The sequence below is a fragment of the Dongia sp. genome (assembly GCF_041909655.1).
GTDB lineage: Bacteria > Pseudomonadota > Alphaproteobacteria > Dongiales > Dongiaceae > Dongia.
On sequence record NZ_JAYRDA010000008.1, the window covers coordinates 1 to 26,320 of the forward strand.

General features: G+C 60.9%; 24 protein-coding genes and 1 tRNA gene. 14 read left to right on the forward strand and 11 right to left on the reverse strand.

Annotated elements, in window-relative coordinates; genetic code table 11:
* The 7 genes from ACE3PR_RS16240 to urtE form a co-directional block, all read left to right on the forward strand.
* A partial coding sequence (locus ACE3PR_RS16240) for an ATP-dependent Clp protease proteolytic subunit (RefSeq protein WP_374374031.1) occupies window positions 1–537 on the forward strand: 537 nt, incomplete at its 5' end.
* 297 nt (window positions 538–834) lie between these two features.
* Window positions 835–2,103 (forward strand): ATP-dependent Clp protease ATP-binding subunit ClpX, encoded by a 1,269-nt coding sequence (gene clpX, locus ACE3PR_RS16245; RefSeq protein WP_374374033.1) that lies wholly within the window; start codon window positions 835–837, stop codon window positions 2,101–2,103.
* 305 nt (window positions 2,104–2,408) lie between these two features.
* Window positions 2,409–3,704, forward strand: a complete 1,296-nt coding sequence (gene urtA, locus ACE3PR_RS16250) for an urea ABC transporter substrate-binding protein (protein ID WP_374374035.1) — start codon at window positions 2,409–2,411, stop codon at window positions 3,702–3,704.
* A 78-nt stretch (window positions 3,705–3,782) separates the two neighbouring features.
* Window positions 3,783–5,399: an urea ABC transporter permease subunit UrtB gene (gene urtB / locus ACE3PR_RS16255; RefSeq protein WP_374374037.1), complete on the forward strand. Its 1,617-nt coding sequence runs from the start codon at window positions 3,783–3,785 to the stop codon at window positions 5,397–5,399.
* On the forward strand, window positions 5,396–6,520 hold the full coding sequence (gene urtC, locus ACE3PR_RS16260; RefSeq protein ID WP_374374039.1) for an urea ABC transporter permease subunit UrtC: 1,125 nt from the start codon (window positions 5,396–5,398) through the stop codon (window positions 6,518–6,520). The genes urtB and urtC overlap by 4 nt, the downstream gene beginning before the upstream one ends.
* A gap of 9 nt (window positions 6,521–6,529) precedes the next feature.
* Window positions 6,530–7,279: an urea ABC transporter ATP-binding protein UrtD gene (gene urtD / locus ACE3PR_RS16265; RefSeq protein ID WP_374374042.1), complete on the forward strand. Its 750-nt coding sequence runs from the start codon at window positions 6,530–6,532 to the stop codon at window positions 7,277–7,279.
* A gap of 2 nt (window positions 7,280–7,281) precedes the next feature.
* Window positions 7,282–7,977: an urea ABC transporter ATP-binding subunit UrtE gene (gene urtE / locus ACE3PR_RS16270; RefSeq protein WP_374374044.1), complete on the forward strand. Its 696-nt coding sequence runs from the start codon at window positions 7,282–7,284 to the stop codon at window positions 7,975–7,977.
* 1 nt (window position 7,978) lies between these two features.
* On the opposite strand, the gene ACE3PR_RS16275 is transcribed toward urtE, so the two are convergent.
* Both ACE3PR_RS16275 and ACE3PR_RS16280 read right to left on the reverse strand, forming a co-directional pair.
* Complete coding sequence (locus ACE3PR_RS16275; protein ID WP_374374046.1) at window positions 7,979–8,890, reverse strand: DUF4105 domain-containing protein; 912 nt, start codon at window positions 8,888–8,890, stop codon at window positions 7,979–7,981.
* 98 nt (window positions 8,891–8,988) lie between these two features.
* A complete protein-coding gene (locus ACE3PR_RS16280; protein ID WP_374374048.1) occupies window positions 8,989–10,206 on the reverse strand; it encodes a patatin-like phospholipase family protein in 1,218 nt (405 codons plus the stop codon).
* A gap of 434 nt (window positions 10,207–10,640) precedes the next feature.
* Between ACE3PR_RS16280 and lon the strand changes: the two genes are divergently transcribed.
* The 4 genes from lon (at window position 10,641) to ACE3PR_RS16300 (ending at window position 14,396) form a co-directional block, all read left to right on the forward strand.
* Entirely contained in the window at window positions 10,641–13,052 is a 2,412-nt protein-coding gene (gene lon / locus ACE3PR_RS16285; protein ID WP_374374051.1) for an endopeptidase La, read from the forward strand.
* A gap of 160 nt (window positions 13,053–13,212) precedes the next feature.
* Window positions 13,213–13,485, forward strand: coding sequence for an HU family DNA-binding protein (locus ACE3PR_RS16290; RefSeq protein ID WP_374374054.1), 273 nt, complete (start codon window positions 13,213–13,215; stop codon window positions 13,483–13,485).
* A gap of 45 nt (window positions 13,486–13,530) precedes the next feature.
* Window positions 13,531–13,606: transfer RNA gene (locus tag ACE3PR_RS16295), tRNA-Val, on the forward strand.
* Window positions 13,607–13,730: 124 nt separating this feature from the next.
* The gene (locus ACE3PR_RS16300; protein WP_374374055.1) at window positions 13,731–14,396 is read left to right on the forward strand and encodes a hypothetical protein; all 666 of its coding nucleotides are present in this window, start codon (window positions 13,731–13,733) and stop codon (window positions 14,394–14,396) included.
* 117 nt (window positions 14,397–14,513) lie between these two features.
* Here the strand turns inward: ACE3PR_RS16300 and ACE3PR_RS16305 are convergent, their stop codons facing one another.
* Together ACE3PR_RS16305 and ACE3PR_RS16310 are read right to left on the reverse strand one after the other, a co-directional pair.
* Window positions 14,514–15,695, reverse strand: a complete 1,182-nt coding sequence (locus tag ACE3PR_RS16305; protein ID WP_374374057.1) for an iron-containing alcohol dehydrogenase — start codon at window positions 15,693–15,695, stop codon at window positions 14,514–14,516.
* An 81-nt stretch (window positions 15,696–15,776) separates the two neighbouring features.
* The gene (locus ACE3PR_RS16310) at window positions 15,777–16,826 is read right to left on the reverse strand and encodes a GlxA family transcriptional regulator (protein ID WP_374374059.1); all 1,050 of its coding nucleotides are present in this window, start codon (window positions 16,824–16,826) and stop codon (window positions 15,777–15,779) included.
* Between the two features lie 111 nt (window positions 16,827–16,937).
* On the opposite strand from ACE3PR_RS16310, the gene ACE3PR_RS16315 reads away from it, so the two are divergent.
* On the forward strand, window positions 16,938–18,026 hold the full coding sequence (locus ACE3PR_RS16315) for a class I SAM-dependent methyltransferase (RefSeq protein ID WP_374374061.1): 1,089 nt from the start codon (window positions 16,938–16,940) through the stop codon (window positions 18,024–18,026).
* A 7-nt stretch (window positions 18,027–18,033) separates the two neighbouring features.
* On the opposite strand, the gene ACE3PR_RS16320 is transcribed toward ACE3PR_RS16315, so the two are convergent.
* Window positions 18,034–18,246 carry a DUF6434 domain-containing protein gene (locus tag ACE3PR_RS16320; RefSeq protein WP_374374063.1) on the reverse strand — a complete coding sequence of 71 codons (213 nt, stop codon included), beginning with the start codon at window positions 18,244–18,246 and terminating at the stop codon, window positions 18,034–18,036.
* Window positions 18,243–19,160 (reverse strand): DMT family transporter, encoded by a 918-nt coding sequence (locus ACE3PR_RS16325; RefSeq protein WP_374374065.1) that lies wholly within the window; start codon window positions 19,158–19,160, stop codon window positions 18,243–18,245. Before ACE3PR_RS16325 ends, ACE3PR_RS16320 begins: the two co-directional genes overlap by 4 nt.
* Before the next feature lie 100 nt (window positions 19,161–19,260).
* Here ACE3PR_RS16325 and ACE3PR_RS16330 point away from each other — a divergent pair, with 100 nt between their 5' ends.
* Entirely contained in the window at window positions 19,261–19,641 is a 381-nt protein-coding gene (locus tag ACE3PR_RS16330; protein WP_374374067.1) for a GFA family protein, read from the forward strand.
* Window positions 19,642–19,647: 6 nt separating this feature from the next.
* Here the strand turns inward: ACE3PR_RS16330 and ACE3PR_RS16335 are convergent, their stop codons facing one another.
* Entirely contained in the window at window positions 19,648–20,142 is a 495-nt protein-coding gene (locus ACE3PR_RS16335; RefSeq protein ID WP_374374069.1) for an Lrp/AsnC family transcriptional regulator, read from the reverse strand.
* A gap of 130 nt (window positions 20,143–20,272) precedes the next feature.
* Here ACE3PR_RS16335 and ACE3PR_RS16340 point away from each other — a divergent pair, with 130 nt between their 5' ends.
* Complete coding sequence (locus ACE3PR_RS16340) at window positions 20,273–20,527, forward strand: DUF6356 family protein (protein WP_374374071.1); 255 nt, start codon at window positions 20,273–20,275, stop codon at window positions 20,525–20,527.
* Window positions 20,528–20,545: 18 nt separating this feature from the next.
* On the opposite strand, the gene ACE3PR_RS16345 is transcribed toward ACE3PR_RS16340, so the two are convergent.
* From ACE3PR_RS16345 to ACE3PR_RS16360, 4 genes are all read right to left on the reverse strand, one after another.
* Entirely contained in the window at window positions 20,546–22,207 is a 1,662-nt protein-coding gene (locus ACE3PR_RS16345) for an acyl-CoA dehydrogenase family protein (RefSeq protein ID WP_374374073.1), read from the reverse strand.
* A 3-nt stretch (window positions 22,208–22,210) separates the two neighbouring features.
* Window positions 22,211–23,533, reverse strand: a complete 1,323-nt coding sequence (gene ccrA, locus ACE3PR_RS16350; protein WP_374374075.1) for a crotonyl-CoA carboxylase/reductase — start codon at window positions 23,531–23,533, stop codon at window positions 22,211–22,213.
* A gap of 254 nt (window positions 23,534–23,787) precedes the next feature.
* Window positions 23,788–24,840, reverse strand: a complete 1,053-nt coding sequence (locus ACE3PR_RS16355; RefSeq protein WP_374374078.1) for a M48 family metallopeptidase — start codon at window positions 24,838–24,840, stop codon at window positions 23,788–23,790.
* Window positions 24,841–24,982: 142 nt separating this feature from the next.
* Window positions 24,983–26,200 (reverse strand): YjgN family protein, encoded by a 1,218-nt coding sequence (locus ACE3PR_RS16360; protein WP_374374080.1) that lies wholly within the window; start codon window positions 26,198–26,200, stop codon window positions 24,983–24,985.
* Window positions 26,201–26,320: the final 120 nt, after the last annotated feature.

Here is a 26,320-nt window from a genome sequence, read left to right on the forward strand (position 1 = left end):
AAGGAGCGCATCATTTTCCTCGTCGGTCCCGTCAATGACGGCATGGCCAGCGTCGTCTGCGCGCAGCTCCTGTTCTTGGAATCCGAGAATCCCAGCAAGGAGATCTCGATCTACATCAACTCGCCGGGCGGCGTCGTGTCGTCGGGCCTCGCGATGTACGACACCATGCAATACATCAAGCCGGAAATCTCGACGGTCTGCATCGGCCTTGCAGCTTCGGCCGGCTCGCTCCTGCTGACCGCGGGTTCGAAGGACAAGCGTTTCAGCCTGCCGCATTCGAACATCATGATCCACCAGCCCTCGGGCGGGTATCAGGGCCAGGCGACGGATATCGAAATCCACGCCAAGGAAATCCTGCGCACGCGCGATCGCCTCAACCGGATCTATGTGAAGCATACCGGCCAGGACCTCGCCACGATCGAACAGGCGATGGAACGCGACCGCTACATGACCCCGGACGAAGCCAAGGAATTCGGCCTCATTGACCAGGTCGTGACCCAGCGCGAAGTGGGCGAAGACACCAAGGACAAGCGCTGAGTGCCGCCTTCCGGTACTGATGGGCTAGTCCATATCGCTGCTAAGGGTATGGCCCGGTTCGCCTTTTCTGGCGGGCCGGGCCTTAACCTTTTGTGGATGAAACCCATCTAGAATAAGCAGCGAATGGTGGTTGCCGGCAGGGCGCCGGTACCACCCGTCGATGCAGAAAGCCCCGTCCCGACCGCAGAATGGCGCAGAATGTCGTTGTGCTATCGGAAAGCGGGGGGCTAAATTGACCCTTGACGGGGCGATTCAGTGAATTGAATCAAGGACGCCCGAAGCTCGAATGGATCGGAAATGAATAAATCCGCCAGCGGTGACTCCAAAAATACCCTCTATTGCTCCTTCTGCGGCAAGTCGCAGCATGAGGTGCGCAAGCTCATCGCCGGCCCGACGGTGTTCATCTGCGACGAATGCGTCGAGCTTTGCATGGACATCATCCGCGAGGAGCACAAGACCACCCTGGTCAAGTCCCGCGACGGTGTGCCGAGCCCCAAGGACATTTGCAAGGTGCTGGACGATTACGTGATCGGCCAGATGCATGCCAAGCGCATCCTCAGCGTGGCGGTGCACAATCATTACAAGCGCCTTGCCCATCTCGGTAAGAACAACGACGTCGAATTGGCGAAGTCGAACATCCTGCTGGTTGGCCCCACGGGCTGCGGCAAGACGTTGCTGGCGCAGACGCTGGCACGCATTATCGACGTGCCCTTCACCATGGCCGATGCCACGACCCTCACCGAAGCCGGTTATGTCGGCGAGGATGTCGAGAACATCATTCTGAAGCTGCTCCAGGCAGCCGATTATAATGTCGAGCGCGCGCAGCGCGGCATCGTCTATATCGACGAAGTCGACAAGATCAGCCGCAAGTCGGACAATCCCTCGATCACCCGCGACGTGTCGGGCGAGGGTGTGCAGCAGGCGCTCCTGAAGATCATGGAAGGCACCGTTGCCTCCGTGCCGCCGCAGGGCGGCCGCAAGCATCCGCAGCAGGAATTCCTGCAGGTCGACACCACCAACATTCTGTTCATCTGCGGCGGCGCCTTTGCCGGCCTCGACCGCATCATCGGCCAGCGCGGCCGTTCGGGTTCGGCGATCGGCTTCGGTGCCGACGTGCGTGGCCCGGATGAGCGCGGGACCGGTGAGATCTTGAAGGAAGTCGAGCCCGAGGATCTGCTGAAGTTTGGTCTCATTCCCGAATTCGTGGGCCGTCTCCCGGTCGTGGCGACGCTCGAGGATCTCGATGAGCCGGCTTTGGTGAAGATCCTGACCGAGCCCAAGAACGCGCTGGTGAAGCAGTATCAGCGCCTCTTCGAGATGGAAGACGTGCGTCTCGAATTCGCCGAGGATGCTCTGGGGGCGATCGCCCGCCGGGCAATCGCGCGCAAGACCGGCGCCCGCGGCCTGCGCTCGATCATGGAATCGATCCTCCTTGAGCCGATGTTCGAACTCCCCGGCCTCGATGGCGTCGAAGCCATCGTCATCAGCCGCGAAGTGGTCGAGGGCAAAGCGAAGCCGCTTTACATCTACACGGATCGCCGCGGCGACGTATCGACCGGCGCCTGACGCTTCCTCATCGTCTGGAACAAAAGGCCGCGCCTCCGGGTGCGGCCTTTTGCATTTTGCCCAAATCTGATGCAAGCGCTCGCAACTGCACAAATTGCATGCAGATCGGTCCAGCGTAATTCTTGACCGTTTTGCTGAGTCGCTTCTTTATCCGGCTGTAACAAAATCGCAATTCAGCGTGTGGCGCTTTGCCCATCGGTACAATTCCTGATGGCATTGATATTGCTATGCAGCAATCAGGGTCGATCCAGCCTCATGGCATCGACCCCCATAAAAACGACGACATAAAAACAGGAGAACAGGGCATGGCAACGTTCCGGGCGGCGAGGGCCGCGATCGGTACTGGATTAGTGTGTCTCGCGCTCTCGGCCATTCCAGCCAAGGCGGAAGAGACCATCAAGGTCGGCATTCTCCACTCGCTCTCTGGCACCATGGCGATCAGCGAAACCACGCTGAAGGACGTCATGCTGATGCTGATCGAGGAGCAGAACAAGAAAGGCGGCTTGCTCGGCAAGAAGCTGGAAGCGGTGGTGGTCGATCCCGCCTCGGATTGGCCGCTCTTTGCGGAAAAGGCGCGCGAACTGATCAGCGCGCAGAAGGTGGCGGCGGTCTTTGGCTGCTGGACCAGCGTCTCGCGGAAATCCGTCCTGCCGGTTTTCGAAGAGCTGAACAGCGTCCTGTTCTATCCGGTGCAATACGAGGGCGAGGAATCCTCCAAGAACATCTTCTATACCGGCGCCGCCCCCAACCAGCAGGCTATTCCCGCCGTCGATTATCTGATGGAGCAGGAAGGCGTCGAGCGCTGGGTGCTGGAAGGCACCGATTACGTCTATCCGCGCACCACCAACAAGATCCTCGAAGCCTATCTTCAGGCCAAGGGTGTGAAGCCCGAAGACATCATGGTCAATTACACGCCGTTCGGCTTTGCCGATTGGCAGACTGAAGTAGCCGCGATCAAGAAGTTCGGCAGCGCTGGCAAGAAGACCGCCGTCGTCTCGACCGTGAACGGTGACGCCAACGTGCCGTTCTACAAGGAGCTCGGCAATCAGGGCATCAAGGCCGAGGACATCCCGGTCGTCGCCTTCTCGGTCGGCGAAGAAGAACTGGCCGGCATCGATACGACGCCGCTGGTCGGGCATCTGGCCGCCTGGAACTATTTCATGAGCGTTGAATCGCCTGAGAACGAAGAGTTCATCAAGGCGTGGCAAACCTTCATCAAGAGCGACAAACGCGTCACCAACGACCCGATGGAAGCTCACTACATCGGCTTCAACATGTGGGTGAAGGCGGTCGAGAAAGCAGGCACGACCGATACCGATGCCGTTGTCGATGCGCTGGTCGGTGTGGCCGTGCCGAACCTCACCGGCGGCTATTCGGCCATGCTGCCCAACCACCACATCACCAAGCCGGTGCTGATTGGTGAAATCCAGGCAGACGGCCAATTCGAAATCGTTTCGCAGACCCCGGGCCTCGTGGCTGGCGACGAATGGTCGGACTTCCTGCCGGATAGCAAGGATTTGATCGCCGATTGGCGGGCACCTTTGTCCTGCGGCAATTTCAACGTGGGGTCGGGTAAATGCAGCGGGCAGGCCACGAACTAACCTCGCGCGACTGATACCGGGACGAATGGTGTTACCCCCGCCATTCGCCCCGGTCTTTCCCTCTGATCCAGGTCGCACATGCGTTTGAATTTGCACTTCAGAACGGCTCTCGTTGGCATTTTCCTGTGCTTTTGTCTGCTTGCCCCGGCGCGCGCGGATGACATCGACCAATTGGTGGATGCCCTGGGTGTCGGTGGCTTCAAGGAATTGGAAGTTACCATATCGACCCTCGCCGCCACCGGCGATCCCGGCGTCACATCCGTGCTGGAAGCGCTCGCCGAAGGCGACCTCTACACCCGCAAGAGCGACGGGAAGGTCGTGAAGGGAGAGAAGACTGGCAGCGATTACAAGCTCCTCAATCCGCGCGACGGTGCCGATCTCGGCATGGCCGCCGGCGGCGAAATCGAGAAGATCAAGGTCAACAACAAGATTCGTCGCGCGATCCGCGATACTCTGGGCGGGCTTACCTTGATGAGCCCCGACCCGCAGGCGCGCCGCGCGGCCGCCGAAACTATCTTCAACAGCGGCGATTCTACCGCCTTGTCGGCGGTCGAGGCGGCGCTCACCGCCGAAGAAGATCCAGCCATCAAGCTCGCCTTCGAACAGGCGCGCGCCGCGATCCTGATCAACAGCGAGGGTGTAACTCCCGAGGCGCAGTTGATGGCCCTCGACATCGTCGCGGCGCGGGGCGGGCAGGATTCGCTCGCACTCCTCAACAATGTCGCGGCACGCGGTGGTTCGCTGGGCGACGCCGCGGCGGCACGCCTTGCCAAGATCGAATCCGATCTCGCCTGGTGGGCGGCCCTGCAGAACATCGTCTATGGCGTGTCGCTGGGCTCGGTCCTCCTGCTGGCGGCGATCGGCCTTGCCATCACCTTCGGCGTCATGGGCATCATCAACATGGCCCATGGCGAAATGGTCATGCTGGGCGCCTATACGACCTTCGTCACTCAAACCCTGGTGCGCAGTTACGCGCCGGGGCTCTCTGAATTCACGCTGGTTTTTGCGACGCCTCTGGCATTCCTGGTTGCTGGTTCCTTCGGCTTTGCGATCGAGCGGACAGTGATCCGCTTTCTTTACGGACGCCCGCTGGAAACACTGCTGGCGACTTGGGGTCTCTCTCTCATCCTGCAGCAATTGGTGCGCTCGATTTTCGGCCCCACCAATCGCGAGGTGGCGAGCCCCGCCTGGATGTCCGGACAGATCGAGCTGGGCGGCCTGGCGCTCACCTATGGCCGCTTCTGGATCGTCATCTTCGGCCTCACCGTCTTCGTGGCGCTGCTGACCTTGCTGAAACGCACGCCGATCGGTCTGCAGATGCGCGCCGTCACCCAGAACCGGCAGATGGCGGCCTCCATGGGTATCCGTACCGGCCGGGTGGATTCGCTCACCTTTGCACTCGGCTCCGGCGTTGCCGGTCTTGCCGGTGTGGCCCTCTCGCAAATCGACAATGTCAGCCCCAATCTCGGCCAGGGCTATATCATCGATAGCTTCATGATCGTGATCTTCGGTGGCGTCGGCAATCTCTGGGGCACCCTCGTGGGTGCCTTCACTCTGGGCATCGTCAACAAATTCCTGGAACCCTATGCCGGCGCGGTACTGGGCAAGATCCTGGTCCTCGCCTTCATCATTCTCTTCATCCAGATCCGGCCGCGGGGCATGTTCGCACTGAAGGGCAGGGCGGTGGAATCATGATCGCCGACCGCCTCAGTCCCGTCGTCCTTGGTGTTCTCGCCCTGGTGACCGCCATTGTGCTCGGTCTCAACCTGCTGGTGCCGGCCGATCATGCGCTCCATATACCGACCTATGCAGTGACGTTGCTCGGCAAGTATCTTTGCTATGCATTGCTTGCTCTCTCGGTCGACCTCATTTGGGGTTATTGCGGCATTCTCTCGCTCGGTCACGGCGCCTTCTTTGCGCTGGGTGGTTACGCCATGGGCATGCATCTGATGCGCCAGATCGGCAGTCGCGGCGTCTATGGCAACGCCGAGCTTCCCGATTTCATGGTCTTCCTCAACTGGCAGGAACTGCCCTGGTACTGGTACGGCTTCGACCAGTTCTGGTTTGCCGCCCTGATGGTTCTGGTGACCCCGGCAGCGCTCGCCTTCGTGCTCGGCTGGTTCGCGTTCCGCTCCCGTGTCACCGGCGTCTATCTATCGATCATCACCCAGGCCATGACCTTTGCCCTGATGCTGGCCTTCTTCCGCAACGATATGGGGTTCGGTGGCAATAACGGTTTCAGCGATTTCAAGGATATCCTCGGGGCCTCGCTGCAATCCGATGGCGTGCGCGCAACGCTCTTTGCGCTGACCGCGCTTGCCGTGGGCCTCGGTTTTCTGCTCTGCCGTTTCATCATTCGATCCAAACTCGGCAAGGTCCTCGTGGCGATCCGCGATGCCGAGAGCCGCACGCGGTTCCTGGGCTATCCGGTCGAGCGCTACAAGCTCTTTGTCTTCGTCATTTCGGCAGCGATGGCCGGGGTCGCGGGGGCACTCTACGTGCCGCAGATCGGTATCATCAATCCCGGCGAATTCGACCCGGCGAATTCGATCGAAACCGTGATCTGGGTCGCCGTCGGCGGCCGCGGCACGCTGGTCGGGCCGATCATTGGCGCCGTTCTGGTCAATTTCGCGAAGACCTATTTCACCGCTGTGCTGCCGGATATCTGGCTTTTCGCATTGGGCGGCTTGTTCGTCGCGGTAACCCTGTTCATGCCCAAGGGCGTAATCGGCCTCCTGGCCAAGCTGAAGAGGCCCAAGCTTCCCGCGGCGATACCGGAAAGCCTACCGGTCGCCGACCCGAAATCGGCGGAATAGGCGGGTAAAATGCGCGAAGAACTCACCGATACCCTGCTTTACCTCGATGGCATCAGCGTCAGCTTCGACGGCTTCAAGGCGCTCAACAACCTTTCCCTCCTGGTCCGGCGTGGCGAGATGCGGGCGATCATCGGTCCCAATGGTGCCGGCAAGACCACCATGATGGATGTCATCACGGGCAAAACCAAGGCCGATACCGGCACGGCGCTTTATGACGGTCGTATCGATCTTGCCTTGTTGAACGAGGCCGAGATCGCGCAACTCGGCATCGGTCGTAAGTTCCAGAAGCCGACCGTGTTCGAGAACCACACGGTCTGGGACAATCTCGATCTGGCGCTGGCTGGCAGCCGCGATCCATTTCCGGTCCTTTTCATGACGCCGGGCCGTGGTGCTCAACAAATTGAGGAAATCCTTGAAACCATTCGCCTTGGTCATCGCCGCGATGTGCCGGCCGGTGCGCTCTCCCACGGCCAGAAGCAATGGCTGGAAATCGGCATGCTGCTGGCGCAGGACCCGAAATTGCTGCTGGTCGACGAGCCGGTCGCCGGCATGACCGATACCGAAACGGCACAGACCGCGGAATTGCTGCGCAACATCGCGTTGACTCGTTCCGTTGTGGTGGTTGAGCACGACATGGCCTTCGTGCGCGATCTCGACGTCAAGGTAACGGTCTTGCATGAAGGATCGGTCCTGGCGGAAGGCAGCCTCGATCATGTCAGCGCGGATCCCCGCGTGGTCGAAGTATATCTGGGACGCTGAACATGCTCGATGTCGCCAATGTCGATCTCTTCTATGGCGCCGCCCAGGCGTTGCGGCGCGTCTCGGTGACGGCCGTGCCGGGACAGGTCACCTGCCTGATGGGTCGCAACGGTGTCGGGAAGTCGAGCTTGCTGCGCGCCATTGTCGGCCATCAGCCGATCGCCGCGGGTACCATCACCTGGGACGGCCGCGACATCTCTGCCATGAAGGCGGCGGAACGGGCGCGACTGGGGATCGGTTATGTGCCGCAGGGTCGCGAGATCTTTCCGCAATTGACCGTGCGCGAGAATCTGGAGACCGGCTATGCCGGATTGAAGCGGGCCGAGCGCAACGTGCCCGATTATCTCTACGAGCTCTTCCCCATCCTCAAGGACATGCAGCGGCGGCGCGGTGGCGACCTTTCCGGTGGTCAGCAACAGCAATTGGCGATTGCCCGCGCCCTTGTCATGCGGCCCCGTCTGCTTGTGCTCGATGAGCCGACGGAAGGAATTCAGCCTTCGATCATCAAGGATATCGGCCGCGCCATCACCTTCCTGCGCGAGCGCGGCGACATGGCGATCCTGCTGGTCGAGCAATATTTCGAATTCGCCCGCGATCTTGCCGATCGCTTTGCCGTGCTGGAACGGGGCGAAGTCGTCCTCGCCGGCGACAAGACCGACATGGTGGAAGCCGATATCCGCCGCTATCTGGTGGTCTAACTTAGAATCCGGCCCGGTTGCGGCGGATCTGCGTTGAGAAATCCGCCGCCTGGTCGGCGGCATGGGCGGCGTCGTTGATATGTGCCTGCGTCTTCAGTTCGGCGAAGGGGAGGCCGCCGGCAAGACGCCCATGCTGATAGGCATATTCGTCGCCCTTGCCGTTCAGGAGCAGCCTCCAATCCCAGGCGGGCAGGACCGAATGTTCCACCGCCGCCGTATGGATACGGATATTGGTCGTGCAATTGCTGGTGATTGCATTGTAGAAGGCCGGGCGCTCATGAAGAGCGTTCATGCTGGCGATATAATCGAGGAAGATGGCTTTCGCCTCGACCGGCGTAGCGGTCGTTCGATAGAGATAGACCTCCTCGCCGATCCGGTAATTGGTGCGCAGGCGGATGACATCGCGTTCGTCGGCAATTGTGTAGATCAGCTCATACTGGCGGAAGAAACCCAGCAGGGCGGAGTAGACCTCACCTGTTTCCTTACGCGTCTCGATCGAGAAGGCAACATGCTGTCCGTCCGAAAACTGGAAGCTGATGATCGGATGCGCGATCCAGGGTGAACCCCAGAAGGTGATGAAGATATCGGCGGCGCTGATCTGGCTGGCATCGACCACGCGCGTTTCCCAATGCGGGGTGTAATCGGTCTCGCTGCGGTAGTCGAAGTTGCGGAGGTTATGGATCGTGATTTTGTCGCCCTCGATCTCGGCCCAGGCCGTGCGGTCGACATCTTTCTGCCACGCGCGGTCGTTGCTGGGCGAAAGCGTCAGCCACCAGGCAAGAACGAGACCGAAGCCGATGAGCGGCACCAGCACTTTGTATTGTCCGCGCAGCCAGAACATCAGGCCAAGAATCACCAGGACATAGGCGATGCCGGCCGGAATGCGCAATGCGGCGACGGGAAGATCGATCACCAGGGCCAACACCGCCCAGAAGGTTAGGGCGATCGCTATTAGCCATAGGAACGCCAGTCCAAGAATGCGGACGGCCTTGTGCCAACGATTGTCACCCATCATTCGGGCGTATAGCCGGGCGGTGTGGTCCTCCAGGGAATGCCCGACAAGGCCATCTCGCGACCGAAATCATACTGCCGGATCATCTCTTCCTCGACGAATTGCTCGCTGGTTTTCGTTTCAAATTCCGGCGGGATGGCAATGAAGCGGAACTCGACATTGTCGTGGAGGCTGCTGAGGTAAAGGCGGTAGAGGTCGTTGACGCCGGACATCTTCAGCATGGTGCCGATCGCCCGCATTGTGATGCTGCCGAGCGAGCGATCGACCGCTCTCGGCTCCGGCGTCACGCGGCCGTTTCGGATGACATAGAGGCGCTGCACGACCTTGCCCTTGAAATCCGGATGTGCCTCTGCGATGGCGCGGTCGAGGTCGAGCACCGAAGCGATGGAAAAGGATTGCAGGAAGACGCCGCCATCCACATGCATTTCGTCGTAGGGATTGCCGTCGATGTCGACGTTGATCATGGCCGGTGGAAACACCATGGGGATCGAAGCCGAAGCCACCATGATCGTGCGGAAGAGATCCAGGCGCTTCTTGTCCTTGCTGCTGGCGATGGCACCCATGTCCCAGATCACCGGCTGCTCGGCGTCGAGATTGCTGGTCGCCACCAGCAGGCGCCGGCCCTTGGCATGTTCCTTGGCGATGGCGTCCAGGACCTTTTCGTCGATATAGGACGCGACCATCGATTTCAGCGGCGCCGTGTCGGTGAGCGATTCCGCCCACAAGATGGAAAGCAGGGATCGCACGATGAAAATCGCGCTGGCATCAACCGTGGTATAGGATTTCTTCAACACCGCGTCGTATTCCGGACCTAGGAAGGCGAAGGGCGCAATAAGTGCGCCGGTGCTCACGCCGGTGACGACCTTGAAATGCGGCCGGCTACCGGCTTCCGTCCAGCCATTGATCAGGCCCGCACCGAAGGCGCCGTCGGAACCGCCGCCCGAGACGGAGAGATAGCTATAGACGCGGCTTCCGTCCGGCAGCTCTTCGTAACTCTCGGGGGTCTCCGTGAAGAAGGCCGTTTCCAGCATCTTGCGAGCTGGTGCCGGATCGGTGAGGGGATAGAAACGGATTTCGGAGAATCCGACCATCGACGCTTTCTCGGCCAGCGCCACGGGTGCGGCCTGGCGCAAGATCGTGCCGCAGGCGGCGAGTGCAAGCATGCAGACGAAAAGAGCGGTGGTGTGAAAGGCAGCGCGTCCCAGCGATGTGATCATGGTTTCCCCCTGAGCCCTCGCTTCGAGCCATGCGCCATCATGGCACAGCGCACGCGCGCTTTGTCGAGACCTTGGGGTCGAAATTTCGCGCTCAGCACGCGATTAGGCCTAGATACCTGCAGTGTTGCCCGACTCGTCTTGTCTCCGTTCCGAAGCGAAAAAGGGAGAAATTTTCCACCCGATCCCGTTGGCGATCGAAAATGCCCCGAAAATTATCTTGCACTTTCAATGGCCTGGACCTGCGATTCCAGCGCCCTTGAATGCCTTCGCGCGACCCCCCAAATTGTTAACGCAAGAGTGCTACTACCCGAGAGTCCAATGCGCGACGGCGAGCGAGATGCCGCAGCGAGGACGAGCGAGGCTAACGGCGCAAGGTTGCCGCCAGTAGGTCCCAGGGATAGTCTGCCGCCATAAAGAAAGGCGCATGAATCGACATGTCTGACACATCGGAAAAGACCCAGAATTATCCCGTCCTGCCGCTCCGCGACATCGTGGTTTTCCCGCACATGATCGTTCCGCTCTTCGTCGGCCGCGAGAAGTCCGTGCGCGCCCTCGAAGACGTCATGAAGGACGACAAGCAGATTCTCCTGGCGACGCAGAAGAACGCGGCGCAGGACGATCCGGGACCCGGCGACATCTACGAAGTCGGTACGGTCGGCACCGTCCTGCAATTGCTCAAGCTGCCTGATGGCACCGTGAAGGTGCTGGTCGAGGGCGGCGAGCGCGCGCGCATCACGAAATTCGTCGAGAACGATCAGTTCTTCGTCGCCGAAGCGGCTGTGATGCCGGATGCGCCGAATGAAGGGAAAGAGATCGAGGCGCTCGCGCGCTCGGTCGTCTCCCAGTTCGAGCAATACATCAAGCTCAACAAGAAGATCCCGCCGGAGGTCCTGGTTTCGATCAACCAGATCGAGGACCCGGCGAAGCTTGCCGATACAGTGGCCTCGCACCTCGCTCTCAAGATTCCCGAGAAGCAGGAAATCCTGGAATGCCCCTCGGTCGCCGAGCGGCTGGAAAAGGTCTATGCCTTCATGGAAGGCGAGATCGGCGTCTTGCAGGTTGAAAAGCGCATCCGCAGCCGTGTTAAACGGCAGATGGAGAAGACCCAGCGCGAGTACTATCTGAATGAGCAGATGAAGGCCATTCAGAAGGAACTCGGCGAAGGCGAGGAAGGCCGCGACGAGGTGGCCGAGATCGAAGAGCGCATCAAGAAGACCAAGCTCTCGAAGGAAGCCGCCGAGAAGGCCCAGGCCGAAGTCAAGAAGCTGCGCTCGATGAGTCCGATGTCGGCCGAAGCCACGGTCGTGCGCAACTATCTCGACTGGATCCTGTCGATTCCGTGGAACAAGCCCACGAAGGTGAAGCGCGACATCAAGCTCGCCGAGAAGGTGCTGAACGAAGACCATTACGGCCTGGAGAAGGTCAAGGAGCGTATCCTTGAATATTTGGCCGTGCAGCAGCGCCAGAAGAAGATCAAGGGGCCGATCCTGTGCCTCGTCGGCCCGCCCGGTGTCGGCAAGACCTCGCTCGGCAAGTCGATCGCACGTGCCACCGGCCGCAACTTCTCGCGCATCAGCCTTGGCGGCGTGCGTGACGAGGCCGAGATTCGCGGTCACCGCCGTACCTATATCGGCTCGATGCCCGGCAAGGTCATCCAGGCGATGAAGAAGGCGAAATCGTCCAATCCGCTGTTCCTGCTCGACGAGATCGACAAGCTGGGCTCGGATTATCGTGGCGATCCGTCATCGGCACTGCTGGAGGTCCTGGATCCCGAGCAGAACGTGAACTTCAACGACCACTATCTGGAGGTCGATTACGACCTCTCGGATGTCATGTTCATCACCACGGCCAATAGTCTGCGCATGGCGCAGCCCTTGCTTGACCGCATGGAGATCATCCGCATTCCCGGCTACACCGAGGATGAGAAGGTCGAGATCGCCATGCGCCATCTGCTGCCCAAGCAGATCAAGGACCACGGCCTGAAGAAGGGCGAATGGGTGCTGTCGGAAGACGCCATCCGCGATCTCGTGCGCTACTACACGCGCGAGGCTGGTGTGCGTAGCCTGGAGCGCGAAATCGCCAATCTGGCCCGGAAGTCGATCAAAGAGATTCTGATGAAGAATCTCAAGAAGGTCACCATCAACCGCCGCAACCTCGGCAAGTATGCCGGTGTGCGCAAGTTCCGCTACGGCGAGGCGGAGACGACCGACATGGTCGGCGTCACCACCGGCCTTGCCTGGACCGAGGTGGGTGGCGAGATTCTGACGATCGAAGCGGTGACCGTGCCCGGCAAGGGCCGCGTGATCGCGACCGGCAAGCTCGGCGACGTGATGAAGGAATCGGTGCAGGCCGCCGAATCCTTCGTGAAGTCCCGTGCCATCGAATTCGGAATCAAGCCGACCCTGTTCAACAGGAAGGACATCCACGTGCACGTGCCGGAAGGTGCGACGCCCAAGGATGGTCCCTCGGCCGGTATCGCCATGGTCACCACCATCGTCTCGGTGCTGACCGGCATTCCGGTGCGGCGCGATGTCGCCATGACGGGCGAGGTCACCTTGCGTGGCCGCGTGCTCCCCATCGGCGGCTTGAAGGAAAAGCTGCTGGCCGCATTGCGGGCCGGCATCAAGACCGTGCTGATCCCCTCCGAGAATGAAAAGGATCTCGCGGAGATTCCAGAGAATGTGAAGAAGGGGCTGGAGATCATTCCGGTCCAGGCTGTCGACCAAGTGCTGAAGAATGCCTTGGTCTCGCCGTTGACGCCGATCGAGTGGGTCGAGCCCCCCGAGGTCGAGCATCGCGTCGGAAAAGACGGCGAAGAGGACGACCGGGGTATCGTTACCCACTGATCGCCTCTGATTTATCTCAATAAAATCGCGACGTTCAGGGAAAAACCCTGGGCGTCGCGATTGCTTTTTGTGGCCGGCCGGTTCTAATATCCGCGCGCCTTCGCACGGGGATGGGCGATTGGGCCTCCGCAATCCAAAAGAAAATGAATAGGGGTTATCCGTGAACAAGAACGATCTTATTGCCGAAGTCGCCCAGGACACCGGCCTTCCCAAAGCCGACGCCGCCAAGGCGGTGGACGCCGTGTTCGACGCCATCACCCGCTCGCTGAAATCGGAGCAGGAAGTCCGTCTGGTGGGCTTTGGCAACTTCCACGTCGCCAAGCGCGAGGCCTCGGTCGGCCGCAATCCGCGCACCGGCGAAGAGATTCAGATCCCGGCTTCGAAGCAGCCGAAGTTCAAGGCCGGCAAGGGCCTCAAGGACGCGATCAATTGAGGTAGGATTCCATTGCGCCGCGCTCGCGCGGCGTAGCCGCTGGAGGGGCGATTAGCTCAGTTGGTAGAGCGTCTCGTTTACACCGAGAATGTCGGCGGTTCGAGTCCGTCATCGCCCACCAGTCGCAGCAATAAAAACGGCCAGGCAATCGCCTGGCCGTTTTTCTTTTTTGAGCCGATGTAAATAAGTGTTGCAGCACTTGATCTAATCGCAGAAATTGTAAGGAATGTTGACCGGAGATTTTAATGCGCGTCGGTGTCGTTCTATTGGCTTTGCTGCTAACCGCTTGCTCTGCAACGGGGGCGCGCCAAAGTCCAAGCACAGCCAATTCGGCCCAGTTCAAACCAAAAGAGATCTCGGTTTCGGGTCCCTACCGGCACAAATATTTGGGGCTGAGCTTTCCCGAAACCGTTGGGCCCTTCACTCGTTCGAATGTCCTCCAATTCGATGCTGAATCAGCGGATGTCGGTGCCAATTATCAGACGCCAGACGGTAAGACCTTTGCGACGGTCTATCTCTATCCGATTGTCGGCCCCATCGCCTCGATCCCGTCGGATTATTCTGTCACCAAAACGGAGAGTGACAGAAAATGCGCCGAGTTCTTCGACGGGGCGAAGGATTTGGCGCTGAGGCAATATCAGAACAGCGTCGTCCGCGAGGAAGGTCCATTCAGCTTGCCGTCACGACCTGACTACGCCGGCCATCGCCTTGTCTTTGATGCCGATCATCGAATCGCGGCGCCGGGTTATCCCAGTGCGCTGAGAGAGTCTGATGGGCCGCTGACCTCGGAACTCTATCTTTTCTGCCAGGCCGGGACGTACTGGCACCTCAAGTATCGTTTCACCTATCCTCAGGGCGTTGCGGCAGGCGTCATGGTGACGGAACTGCTCAACGGCGTTCCGGCACCGTAAGAAACGTGCGGCTCTATCGGTCAGAAATTGCCAAAAATGAAGAAAACGGCCAGGAAACTTCCTGGCCGTTTTGCTTTGTCTCTACATCGTCATCGTCGGGCTGGATGTTAAGAATGGTTACGCCGCCAGCTTGCCCGTAAGTCCGTTGACGAAGATCTCGCCCAATTCCTTGGCGCCGACCTTGATCGGGTTGCCGCCGGCCGACGGATCGGCTTCGGCCATCTTGGCTACTTCGTCGATGCGCTTGTCGTCAACGCCGATCTCTTTCAGCGTGTGGGGAATCTTGATCTCGGTGCGCAGATCGAGAATCCATTTCTGCACGGCATCGAAGCCCGGATTGGCAAGGCCCATGAAGCGGGCGAGGCGCGTCATGCGCTCGTCGATAGCCTTGCGGTTGAAGGCCAGCACATAGGGCATGATGACCGCATTGGTGAGGCCATGATGGGTGTTGTAGAGGGCACCCAGCGGATGCGCGATCGCATGCATGCCGCCCAGGCCCTTCTGGAAGGCGGTTGCACCCATGGTGGCGGCGATCATCATGTTGGCGCGGGCCACCAGATCCTTGCCGTCCTTTACCGCCTTCGGCAGGTTCTCCTGCACGAGGCGCATGCCTTCCAGGGCGATGCCGTCCGCCATCGGGTGGAAGCCCGGCGCGCAATAGGCCTCGAGGCAATGGGAAAGCGCATCCATGCCGGTCGCCGCGGTCACATGGGCGGGCAGGCCCACGGTCAATTCCGGATCGTCGATCACGATCGAGGGCAGCATCTTCGGGTGGAAGATGATCTTCTTGGTATGTGTGCTCTCGTCGGTGATGACGCTGGCGCGGCCTACTTCCGACCCGGTGCCCGACGTGGTCGGCACGGCGATGATCGGCGCGATGCCGTTAGGATCGACGCGGGTCCACCAATCGCCGATATCCTCGAAATCCCAGATCGGGCGGGTCTGGCCGGTCATCAGGGCGATGGCCTTGGCGGCATCGAGGGCTGAGCCGCCGCCGAAGGCGATGACGCCGTCATGCTTGCCGTCGCGATAGACCTTGAGGCCGTCCTCGACATTCTTGCCGACCGGGTTGCCCTGCACTTCGGAAAAGAGGCCGGTCGGAATGCCGGCGGCCTCGTTGCGCGCGATCGCGTCCTTGATCATGGGAAGCCCGGCGAGGCCTGGATCGGTCACCAGCAGCGGGCGCTTCAGCCCCAGGGCCTTGCAATGATCGGGCAGTTCCTTGATGCGGCCGCAACCGAATTTGACCGAGGTGGGATAGTTCCAATTGCCTTTCAGGGCGGCGGCATCCTGGCTCATGAGCATGGTCCTTGGGCTTAAGGTGTTGGTATTCGTCGGCCGGCATTCTAGCGGCGAATTTGGCGGCGGGAAGGGCGGATTTTAAGCGCGGCCCGGCCCCTGAAAAGGGCCCTGCACGAGGCCCTGAAAGCGCTGTCGGTAGCGGGCTGGCGTGGTCCCGGTACGGCGCTTGAACAGGCGCCGGAAATGGGCCGGATCGTCATAGCCCACCGCGGTTCCCACGGCTTCCGTTGCGGTGTTGCTGATTTCCAGCATCTGCTTGGCTTCTTCGATGCGAAGCGCCTGGACATAATCGACGGGCGCATAACCGGTCGCTGCCTTGAAACGCCGGGTGAAAGTTCGTTCGGGAAGGCCGGATCGCGCCACCATGGCTGCCACCGGATGCGGCTGGTCGTAATGCGAACCGAGCCAATCCTGGGCGGCGGCGATGACGGCGTCTTCATGGGATTTCGGTCGGCCCAGGGCAGCGAAAGGCAATTGCCCCTCGCTGCGGTCGCCGAGCACGAACAGCTTGGCCGCCCGGATCGCCTCCACCGGGCTGCTGAAGCGGGTGATGAGGTAGAGCGCCAGCTCTTCCCAGGATGCGGCGCCACCGCTCGTGACGATGCGGTGCTCCGCGCCCGCCGGGACCAGGATTCGCTCGGGCCGCAGCAATGTCGCGGGAAAGCAACGGGCGAACTGGCCGGCGGCACTCCAATGGGTGGTCGCCTCGATCCCCTCCAGCAGGCCCGCATCTGCCAGCAGCAACGATCCTGTGCAGACCGAGCAGATCGTGGCGCCCTCGTCGAATTGCCGCCGCAGCCATTCCCGCGCCAATGGCCAGCGTCCCCGCGCATCGCTTTCGGGATCGATGGCGAGGTCCGTGACGATAGCGATATCGACCGTTTCATTGTCGCTGAAGCTGGCACCTGGTTGCACCGGCACGCCGAGGGCGCAGGTAATGGGCGCTCGCCTCTCGGCGATGATGGCCACCTCGAAAATCCGCCCCGCTGGCGGCTCGCCGGTCATTTCCGGCCAGATCGTGCCCACGGAGGAAAGGACCTCCAGGAGCCCATAGAGGGCTGAGGGGGTGGTTTCCGGCAGGGCCAGCAGGCGCACCTGCAGTGGTTTTGTATCGGGTCGCTCTTTCATGACCCCACTTTGGCCGAAAACTCTCTCTTTTGTCCAATCCGGCACTTACGGCCGATCGGATCGGCGCCTAGGTTCCGCGCCATTCCACCCGCCCCAAGAAGGAAACCGATCATGCTTAACGCCTCGCCCAACAAACCCGCTTTTGATTCCGACCGCGCCGGTGCCTTCGCCGAGCAGGTGATGGATGTCATCAACAAGGGCTCCGCCGCGGCCATGATCTCCATCGGCCATCGCCTCGGGCTCTTCGCCACCTTGGCCGGCATGCGTCCGGCAAGCAGTGCCGAGATCGCCGCTGCGGCCGGTCTTGCCGAACGCTATGTCCGCGAATGGTTGGCGGTGATGGTGACCTCCGGGGTCGTTCATTACGAGCCGAAGCGTGGCACCTATCTGCTCCCCGCCGAACACGCCGCCTGCCTGACGCCGGCAGGATCGCTCGGCAATCTCGCTGTCTATGGCCAGCACGTGGCATTGTTGGGTGAGGTGCAGGAGCGCCTCATAGCTCTCTTCCGCCAGGGTGGCGGCACGAGCTATGCCGATTATCCCTGCTTCCACCAGATCATGGCCGAGGATAGTGGCCAATCGGTGATCGCGCCGCTCTTCGATCATGTGCTGCCGCTGGCGAAGGGGATCGATGCTCGTCTCGCAGCCGGTATCGACGTGCTCGATGCCGGCTGCGGCCGCGGTGCCGCCTTGATCGCCATGGCTGCGCGATATCCGGCAAGCCGCTTCGTTGGCTACGATCTGGGGGGCGATGCGATTGATTTTGCCACGCGCTTCGCGCGGGAGATGGGCCTCGCCAATATCTGCTTCGAACAGCGCGATCTCACCGGCTTTGACGACAAGGCGCGCTTCGATTTCGTTACGTCCTTCGACGCGGTCCATGACCAGAAAGATCCAGCCGCCTTCATCAAAAGCTTGCACGATGCGTTGAAGCCCGGCGGAATCTATCTGATGCAGGATATCGGCGGCTCGGCCCGGCTTGAGAACAATCTCGATTTCCCGATGGCGAGCCTGCTCTATGCCATGTCCTGTGCGCATTGCACGCCGATCTCGCTGGGTCAGGGCGGCGCCGGTCTCGGCACGATGTGGGGCTGGGAAACGGCGGAAAGAATGCTGAAGGATGCGGGCTTTGTGCGGGTCGCCATGCAGCGTCTGGCCCATGACCCGATGAATGTCTGGTTCGTGTCGGAGAAGGCGTGACGCCGGCTTACCGTGCGGCGCGCCGCTTCCATTCATCGGCGGCGTCTCCCATGGTCTTCGGCTTGCCGTCTTTCAGCCAGGCCATGAAAGGGCGGTCGAACTTGAAATCCTCACCGCATTGCCCCTTGAAGAAACGCCGCACGTTCTGGGTGTTGCGGTAGGATTTCGTGATGGTCGTCGCCCGTGTGATCGTACCGCTATGCCAGTCGAATGTTGTCATGATTGCTTCTTCTTCCGTTCGGCTACCAGCACAATCACGCTGGCAAGCACGATAAGTACCGCGCCGATGACACCCGGGATGGTCGGCAAATCCTGCCAGACAATGTAGCCCAGGATCACCGCCCAGACGAGGGCGGTGTATTCCGTGGGTGCGATCACGGAAGCCGGCGCACGGCGGAAGCTCTCATAGAGCATGTACTGGCCGATGCCACTGCCGATGCCGAGCGTCACCATGAGGAGGAGGGAAAACCAATCCGCTGGCTGCCAGGTCCAGAAGAGCGTCGCTCCGCAAACCAGCACGAAGAGGCCGTTGCTGAACAGCATCTGGGTGAGCGAGCTTTCGTTGTGCATGGACTTGCGCATCAGGATGACGGCACCGCCCCAGAGAATGGCGGCCACCAGCACCAGCAAGGCGGGCCACAATTCCGGCCGGCCGCTCGGATTGGCGGCAACGAGGACACCGGCGAAACCCACGATCACCGAGAGCCAGCGCGCGGCCGTTACGTTTTCCTTCAGGAACAGGATCGACATCACCGTGATGAAGATGGGTGCAGCGTAATAGAGCGTCACCAGATCGGGCAAGGCGAGGCGCCGCGCCGCGGTGTAGTAGCAGAGCCAGGCCATCAGGATGAGGCCGGCACGGACACAGAGGCTCGTCTTGTTGGGGCTGCGCTTGACGCCGGCGATGGCGGTGCGGCGGCCGAAAGCGAGGATGATCAGGCAGACGGTCAGGCTGCGCACGAACAGGATCTGCCAGATCGAATGATCCGTCACCAGCCATTTCACAATCGCGTCCTGGCCGGAAAAGATGCCATATCCACCGATCGCCAGCAGGACACCTAGCTGAATGTTCTCGACCGGAGCCGTCACCGCCTGATGGGGGCGCGTGTTCGTAGCGGAATCCCGCGCAACCATGAGACGATTCTTCCCCCGGACATTCAAGCCACCTAAGATGGACCGCGGCGGTGCCGTTTGTCGAGGCCCGCCGGGAACTCTGCAGGGGAGGGTGTTAAATATGGCCGAAGGTGGATGCGATTGCGGCGCTTTGCGCTACCGGGTGACGGGCGAGGCTTATGACAGTGGATATTGCCATTGCCGCATCTGCCAAAGGACCAGCGGCGCGCCGTTGCAGGCTTTTGCACGGATACAGGCCGAGCAATTCGCCTATATCAAGGGAGAGCCTGCCATCTATCTTTCCAGCGAATGGGGCCAGCGGGAGTTCTGCCAGGCCTGCGGCAGCCAGCTTCTCTATCGCGGCCGGCAGGCGCCCCATGACATCTCCTTCAATACGCCGACCCTCGACGATCCCGGCCTCTTTCCGCCGCGCCAGCATGTCTGGTACGGCAGCCACCTCTCCTGGTTCGAGACGAAGGACGACCTTCCGCGCAGCGGCTGATTGCCGTCAATCGCGCAGCGTCGAATCCAGCACGGGCAAAGCGGTCGTATACTTCATCTGCTCCATGGCGAAGCTGGAACTGACATCCGTTAACCGCACCGCTTTGATCAGCCGCTTGTAGACGCGGTCGTAATGGGCGATGTCGGCGACGACGATCTTCATCAGGTAATCGATGTCGCCGCTCATGCGATAGAGCTCGACCACTTCGGGAATCTGGGCGACCGCGGCATCGAATTGCTGCAGCCAGGCATCATTGTGTTCGTTGGTACGGACCGAGACGAAGACGGTGACGCCGAGCCTGAGTTTCTCGGGATCGAGCAAAGCGACGCGTCCCCGGATCACCCCCAGTTCCTCCAGCCGCTTGATCCGGCGCCAGCAGGCATTGGTGGAAAGCCCCACGGTTTCCGCGAGCTCCGCAATCGCCTGACTCGAATCGGCCTGGAGAGCTGCCAGGATGCGGGAATCCTGGCGATCAAGCTCAGGTGAGGATTTTTTCTCCATAATTGTCTATAGTATGGGATAAAATCTCGTATATGGCAAGTTATGAGCAATTATTTGGGAAAAATTTCGTCGGAATGGTTTGTACTATTCGCCCGTAGAGGAAACACGAAACCCGCGGGAGAGCCGGCCGATGATCGACAAGATGTTCCTGGAACACCCCCGGTCGGTCGATGAAGGCTATTTCGAGCATATGGGCGTTGCCTTGAGCTTCGGCACCCAACTGTTCATCGCGAGCCTTGCCTGCTTCCTTCATGCCTTGGTCCCCGGCCTCTGTGTCCGGACCGGCAGCAATGCCATCCGCTCCCTGCATGAGCGCATGGTCACCAACCGCCGTCGCCACGCGCCGGAATTCGCGCATCACGGGCTCAGCGGCGATTCCATCTGAATGACGTGACTGGCTGGATCAGTTCCGGCCGCTCAGCAAACCCCGCGCGACGACCTGCGCCTGGATCTCCGCGGCACCCTCGAAGATGTTGAGGATGCGCGCATCGCACAGCACGCGGCTGATCTTGTATTCCTGGGCATAGCCATTGCCGCCATGGATCTGCAGGGCGTTGTCGGCGTTGGACCAGGCGACACGCGCGCCCAGCAGTTTCGCCATGCCGGCAGGAATGTCGCAGCGCCGGTCGCTGTCCTTCTCGCGCGCGGCGAAATAGGTGAGCTGGCGCGCGATCATGGTCTCGACCGCCATCCAGGCCAGCTTGCCGTGAATGCGCGGGAAGGCATAGATCGGTTGCCCGAATTGCACGCGCTCGCGGGCGTATTTGAGGCCGAGTTCCAGTGCGCATTGCGCGACGCCGACGGCGCGGGCTGCGGTCTGGATACGGGCGCTCTCGAAGGTCGCCATCAATTGCTTGAAGCCTTCGCCTTCCTGGCCGCCCAGAAGATTCTCGGCCTTCACCTCGAACCCGTCGAAGCCGAGCTCGTACTCCTTCATGCCGCGATAGCCGAGGACGCCGATCTCGCCGCCGGTCATGCCGGTGGCGGGGAAGGGATCGCTGGCCGTACCACGCGGCTTCTCGGCCAGGAACATCGAAAGGCCACGGTAATCGCTGCTGTTGGGATCGGTCCGCGCCAGCAGCGTCATCACATCGGTGCGGCTGGCATGGGTGATCCAGGTCTTGTTGCCGGTGATGCGATAGACCTCGCCCTGTTTCACCGCGCGGGTGCGCAAGCTTCCCAGGTCGGAACCGGTATTTGGTTCGGTGAAGACGGCGGTCGGCAGGATCTCGCCGCTCGCGATCTTCGGCAGCCAATATTGCTTTTGCGCCTCGGTGCCGCCCAGGCGGATGAGTTCCGCAGCGATCTCCGAGCGCGTGCCGAGCGAGCCGAGGCCGATATAACCGCGCGAAAGCTCTTCGGTCACCACGCACATGGCGAGCTTGCCCATGCCGGACCCGCCGAATTCCTCCGGCACGGTCAGGCCGAAGACGCCCATCTCGGCGAGCGCGCCGATCACCTCAAGCGGAATCAGCTCGTCCTTGAGATGCCACTGATGCGCCGCTTCGACATGGTCCTCGGCAAAGGCATGGAACTGGTCGCGGATGATGCCGAGCGATTCATCGTCGAGGGCGGCTTCACCGAAATCGCCTTCGGCAATGAGCTCGGCCAAACGCGCGCGTGCCGCCGGGGAGTTGCCGTGGGCGAGGAGGTCATCCTCGAACGCGAATCCGTCGAGGCCGAAATCTGCCAGACGCACGATCTCGCCCTGCGCCATCGGGAAGCCGCCCTTGATCTGCGACAGGTACTCACCGAAGGCGATCTGCAGGATGAGTTGCTCGCGCTCCTGGGAACGCCCGCTCGCATCGAGCCGCTTCGCCCAGGCCAGCATCTGCTCCAGGCCCGTCACATAGGTGGCGAGCCAGGCATAGCCATGGGCCACGAATTGCTGGGCATCGAGTGCCTTGGCATCGACGCGGCCGCCGGCGGTGATACTGCCGATCAGGCGGCCGCGCACGTCCTGGAGAACCGCCTCAGCAGCGTTGAGGCCGCGCTGACAGCGGGCAAGGAGATCCGGAAGGCGCGGCGAGGGTGCTGCACCTCCTGTATTCAAAGCCACCGGCATGACTTATTCCTCGGTGCAGTCTTCGAGGGTGCGGCGGCCGGGGCGCTTGGCCTGGACCAGTACGGCCATGTTGCCGGGCTTGTGCTGGTTCTTCCACATCTTGGTATGGGCGGCCGGGATGTCTTCCCACGAGAAGACTTCCGACATGCAGGGATCGATGCGGCGCTCAATCACCAAATTGTTGGCCTGACTCGCCTGCAGCAGATTGGCGAAATGGCTGCCCTGGATGCGCTTCTGCCGCATCCAGACGAAGCGCGCGTCGAAGGTGAGGTTGTAGCCGGTGGTGCCGGCGCAGAACACGACCATGCCGCCGCGCTTCACCACGAAGCACGAAACCGGAAAGGTCTGCTCGCCCGGATGCTCGAACACGAAATCGACGTCGTTGCCCTTGCCGGTCACGTCCCAGATCGCCTTGCCGAAGGCGCGGCACTTTTTCATGTATTCGTTATAGCCAGCGGTGTCGTCGACATCGGGAAGCTGGCCCCAGCAATCGAAATCGTTGCGGTTGATGACGCCCTTGGCGCCCAGCGACATCACGAATTCACGCTTCGATTCATCCGAGATGATGCCGATCGCATTGGCACCGGCGGTGGCGCAAAGCTGCACCGCCATCGAGCCGAGGCCGCCGGAGGCACCCCAGATCAGCACATTGTGGCCCGGGCGCAGGATATGCGGCCGGTGCCCGAACAGCATGCGATAGGCGGTGGCCAGCGTCAGCGTGTAGCAGGCGCTCTCTTCCCAGGTCAGATGCTTGGCGCGTGGCATCAACTGCCGGCCTTGCACCTTGCAGAACTGGGCGAAGGAGCCGTCCGGCGTCTCGTAGCCCCAGATGCGCTGGCTGGGCGAGAACATCGGGTCGCCGCCATTGCATTCCTCGTCATCGCCATCGTCCTGATTGCAATGCACGACGACTTCATCGCCGACCTTCCAGCGCTTTACCTTGGAACCAACCGCCCAGACGATGCCCGCGGCATCGGAACCGGCGATGTGATACTCGGCCTTGTGCACGTCGAAGGGCGAGATCGGCTTGCCGAGGCCCGCCCAGACGCCGTTGTAATTGACGCCCGCGGCCATCACCATGACGATGACCTCGTCCTGGTCCGGCTGTGGCGTCTCCACGGCTTCGACCAGCATGGCCTGCTCGGGCGGGCCGTGGCGATCACGCCGGATCGCCCAGGCATACATCTGCGGCGGCAGATAGCCCAAGGGCGGGATCTCGCCGATCTCATAGATGTTCTTGCCGGTCAGCGGCGCCGCCTTCGGGGCAGCCTGCTGGCCGTCGCCGGCTTTCGTCTCAATCGCCACAACCTTCGCACTCTCGCTCATGTCGTATTCCCATCCTTGCCAATTTGCGGGCCTGATTCGCCTCTTAGCGGGCGTTAGCCAATGCAGCATCGCCACCATCCTGCCTTCGCGGATGCAGCATCGTCAAGGGTGACGGGATACAAAAATACGTTAACGAGGAAATTTTCGTACGGATGTAACTGGATACGGCTATATAACGGAAATAATATTATTTATTCATCGCGGCGGCGCACCATACTTTGGTCGTAACCCATCCTCAGGAAGCCTTTCGGGCCTCACTTCGCGCCGCAAATCTTCCGCAGCGCCTGCCATTCCGCATCGCTCATCGCCGTGGCGCCGCTGTCATCCACCGCCGAATATTCGGCACGGTCGCTGAGGCCGGGATGGGTTGAGAGCCAATCCGGCATCAGGTCGTCACCGTCATCCTTAGTTTCCTCGGCCAAGGCCTTGAAGAAAGCGGCGAGGCCATTTGCCTTGAGTCCGGCTTCACGCAGCAATTCGATGCCCCGAAGATCGGCCTCGGTCTCCATGTCGCGCGAATAGGAGAGCATGGTCGCAAGATAGGCGACATCGCCGGCACCCGATCCGCCCAGGATGATGCTGAACGTTGCTGCAAGACCCAGATTGCTGATGACACTCTGCGTCGGATGCCGGAGCTCAAGATGCGCGATCTCATGGGCGAGAACGCCGGCCACCATGTCGGGCGAATCCGCCATTTCGATGAGGCCGCTGCTGACGATCACGTGATCGCCGGGAATGGCGACGGCATTGGGCAGTTTGAGATCGATGACATCGAGGCTGATCTCCAAGCCCTCGGGCAGCAATTTGTCGGCCAAGGCGCGCAAGGCCTCGCTGCCGTCCTGCCCAGTACAGGTCTCGAAATTCTCGGTAAGGGCGGTGTGGATCTTTTTGCCGACGCGTTCTTCCCATTCCTTCGGCACGAATTGCGCCAGGGCGGCAGCGCCATGCCGCCAGCCGAAGAAGAAGACAGCGGCGATCGTAAGGCCGACAACGGTCCAGCTGGCGCCGACCACGAAGCCGCGTTTGGCTTCCCGCATCTTCCAACTGGCAAGCTGCGGTTGGGCGGCGAGTAATTCCTGCCGCTGCGGCGAATCCAGCAGCAGCAGCCGCGGCGCCGGATCGCTGAGGCGGCCGAAATTCATGCCGCCCGTCACCTTGTTGACATCGATCACGCGGATATCGGCAAAGGGCCAGCGATCCAGTTCCGGTGCTTCCGCCGAACCGATCACCAATTCTTCGCCCAAGATGTGAATGAGCGGCCGATGCGCCTTCGCCGTCTTGCCGTCGTAATAGCGATCTTCGGCCAATGGTGGGTCCTCGTAAAACTAATGAACAATCGTCATCCCCGGGCTTGACCCGGGGATCGGGAGCGACTGGGCTATGACTATCGCCGACTGACTGATGCCCGGGTCAAGCCCGGGCATGACGTTTCAAAGTGCCTTGGGCGTGTCACAAAATCCCCGGATCGAATGCCTCCAGCAAACCTTCGCCGGCTTTCGGGCGCGGCAGATTGGCATGGGTGATGTCCGATCCCTCGATCTCGCCGACGACCTCGATATTCGCGGCCAGGAACAACATGGTGCGATGAATGGCGATCGGCAAGCCAAAGCCGAGCGTGAAGACGATGATCAGAATGTTGCCGACATAGCGACCCATAATGCGGCCTGCGGTGACCGGCGTGGCGAAGCGCAACCCGCCCAGGTGAAGTTTGGCAGCTACCTCGCGTGCGACCGCGACTTGATAGAAGCTGAAGGCAACGACAACAAGCAGCGCGAAACACAAATAGCCGATTACGACGGATACAGTGGAGACAATCATAAACTCGGTGGATTGCTGAAGGGCAATTGGATCTGAGAAATCAAACTCGAACCATTTGTAGATTGCAGCAAATAAAGCACCAAAGGCCATCGTCATGATCACTAGGCCGCCGACGACACAAAGAATTGCGACAAAATAAGTTACGTAGACCGGGCCGGACTTCAGATCTGCCTGCGCCTTGGCGTCGCCAAAGTATGAATTGTTGATGCGGTCGCTGAGTAGTTGCATCTGTGTCCAGGGCCAGGCGAGGCTCAAGGTGAGTCCCGAAAGGAATGCGAAGAGCATTCCCTTCGAACCCCAACTCCAGGCTGATCCCGTCATGCCGCCACGAATGCCGCGCCAGAGCGTGCGGGTCAGGCGGTAGCGCTGCGCGGCATATTGCGCGACGAAAGTCAGATAGAAGACGAGGAAGCCAGCCACGATCTGAACGACGAACAATGCAGCGGGATTGATATCGAAGCCATAGTGCACAGCCTGCAGACCTAGGAAGAATAAGACGTAAACCGGCATCACGATCAGAAAACCGAGAAACATCTCGCCGCCGGTACCGGTATATTCGAAGCGGTCGCCATTGAGGCTGGTGCGTGACCACAGATAGCGCCGCATCCTTGTCTTCGCCCAGAAGCGAAAGACGGTAAGGGTCAGGATCGTCCACAACAGGTTCGGCAGGAAGATGCCGTAAAGCTCGCCAAGCTTGCCGTCATAGACGAAGCCGGTATGCGGCCCGCCGGCGGCAAGAATGGGCGAGGGTGACGGAACGGTGGGTGGGGGGGGTGGGGGTGACAGGGTATCGGAACTGGGCGCGTTGGTTCTGGTCGGCTGAATGCGAAGCGAATGATCCGGTGTCACGCGACCCCCTTGAAAACAGCGCCGTTTCCGGCAGTACAGCGAAAGATAGCAAGACTGTCCTGTTGGCTCAAGCGACCGGTCGGTCTTGACAATCCGCCCCCAGCCATGGCTTAAAGACCG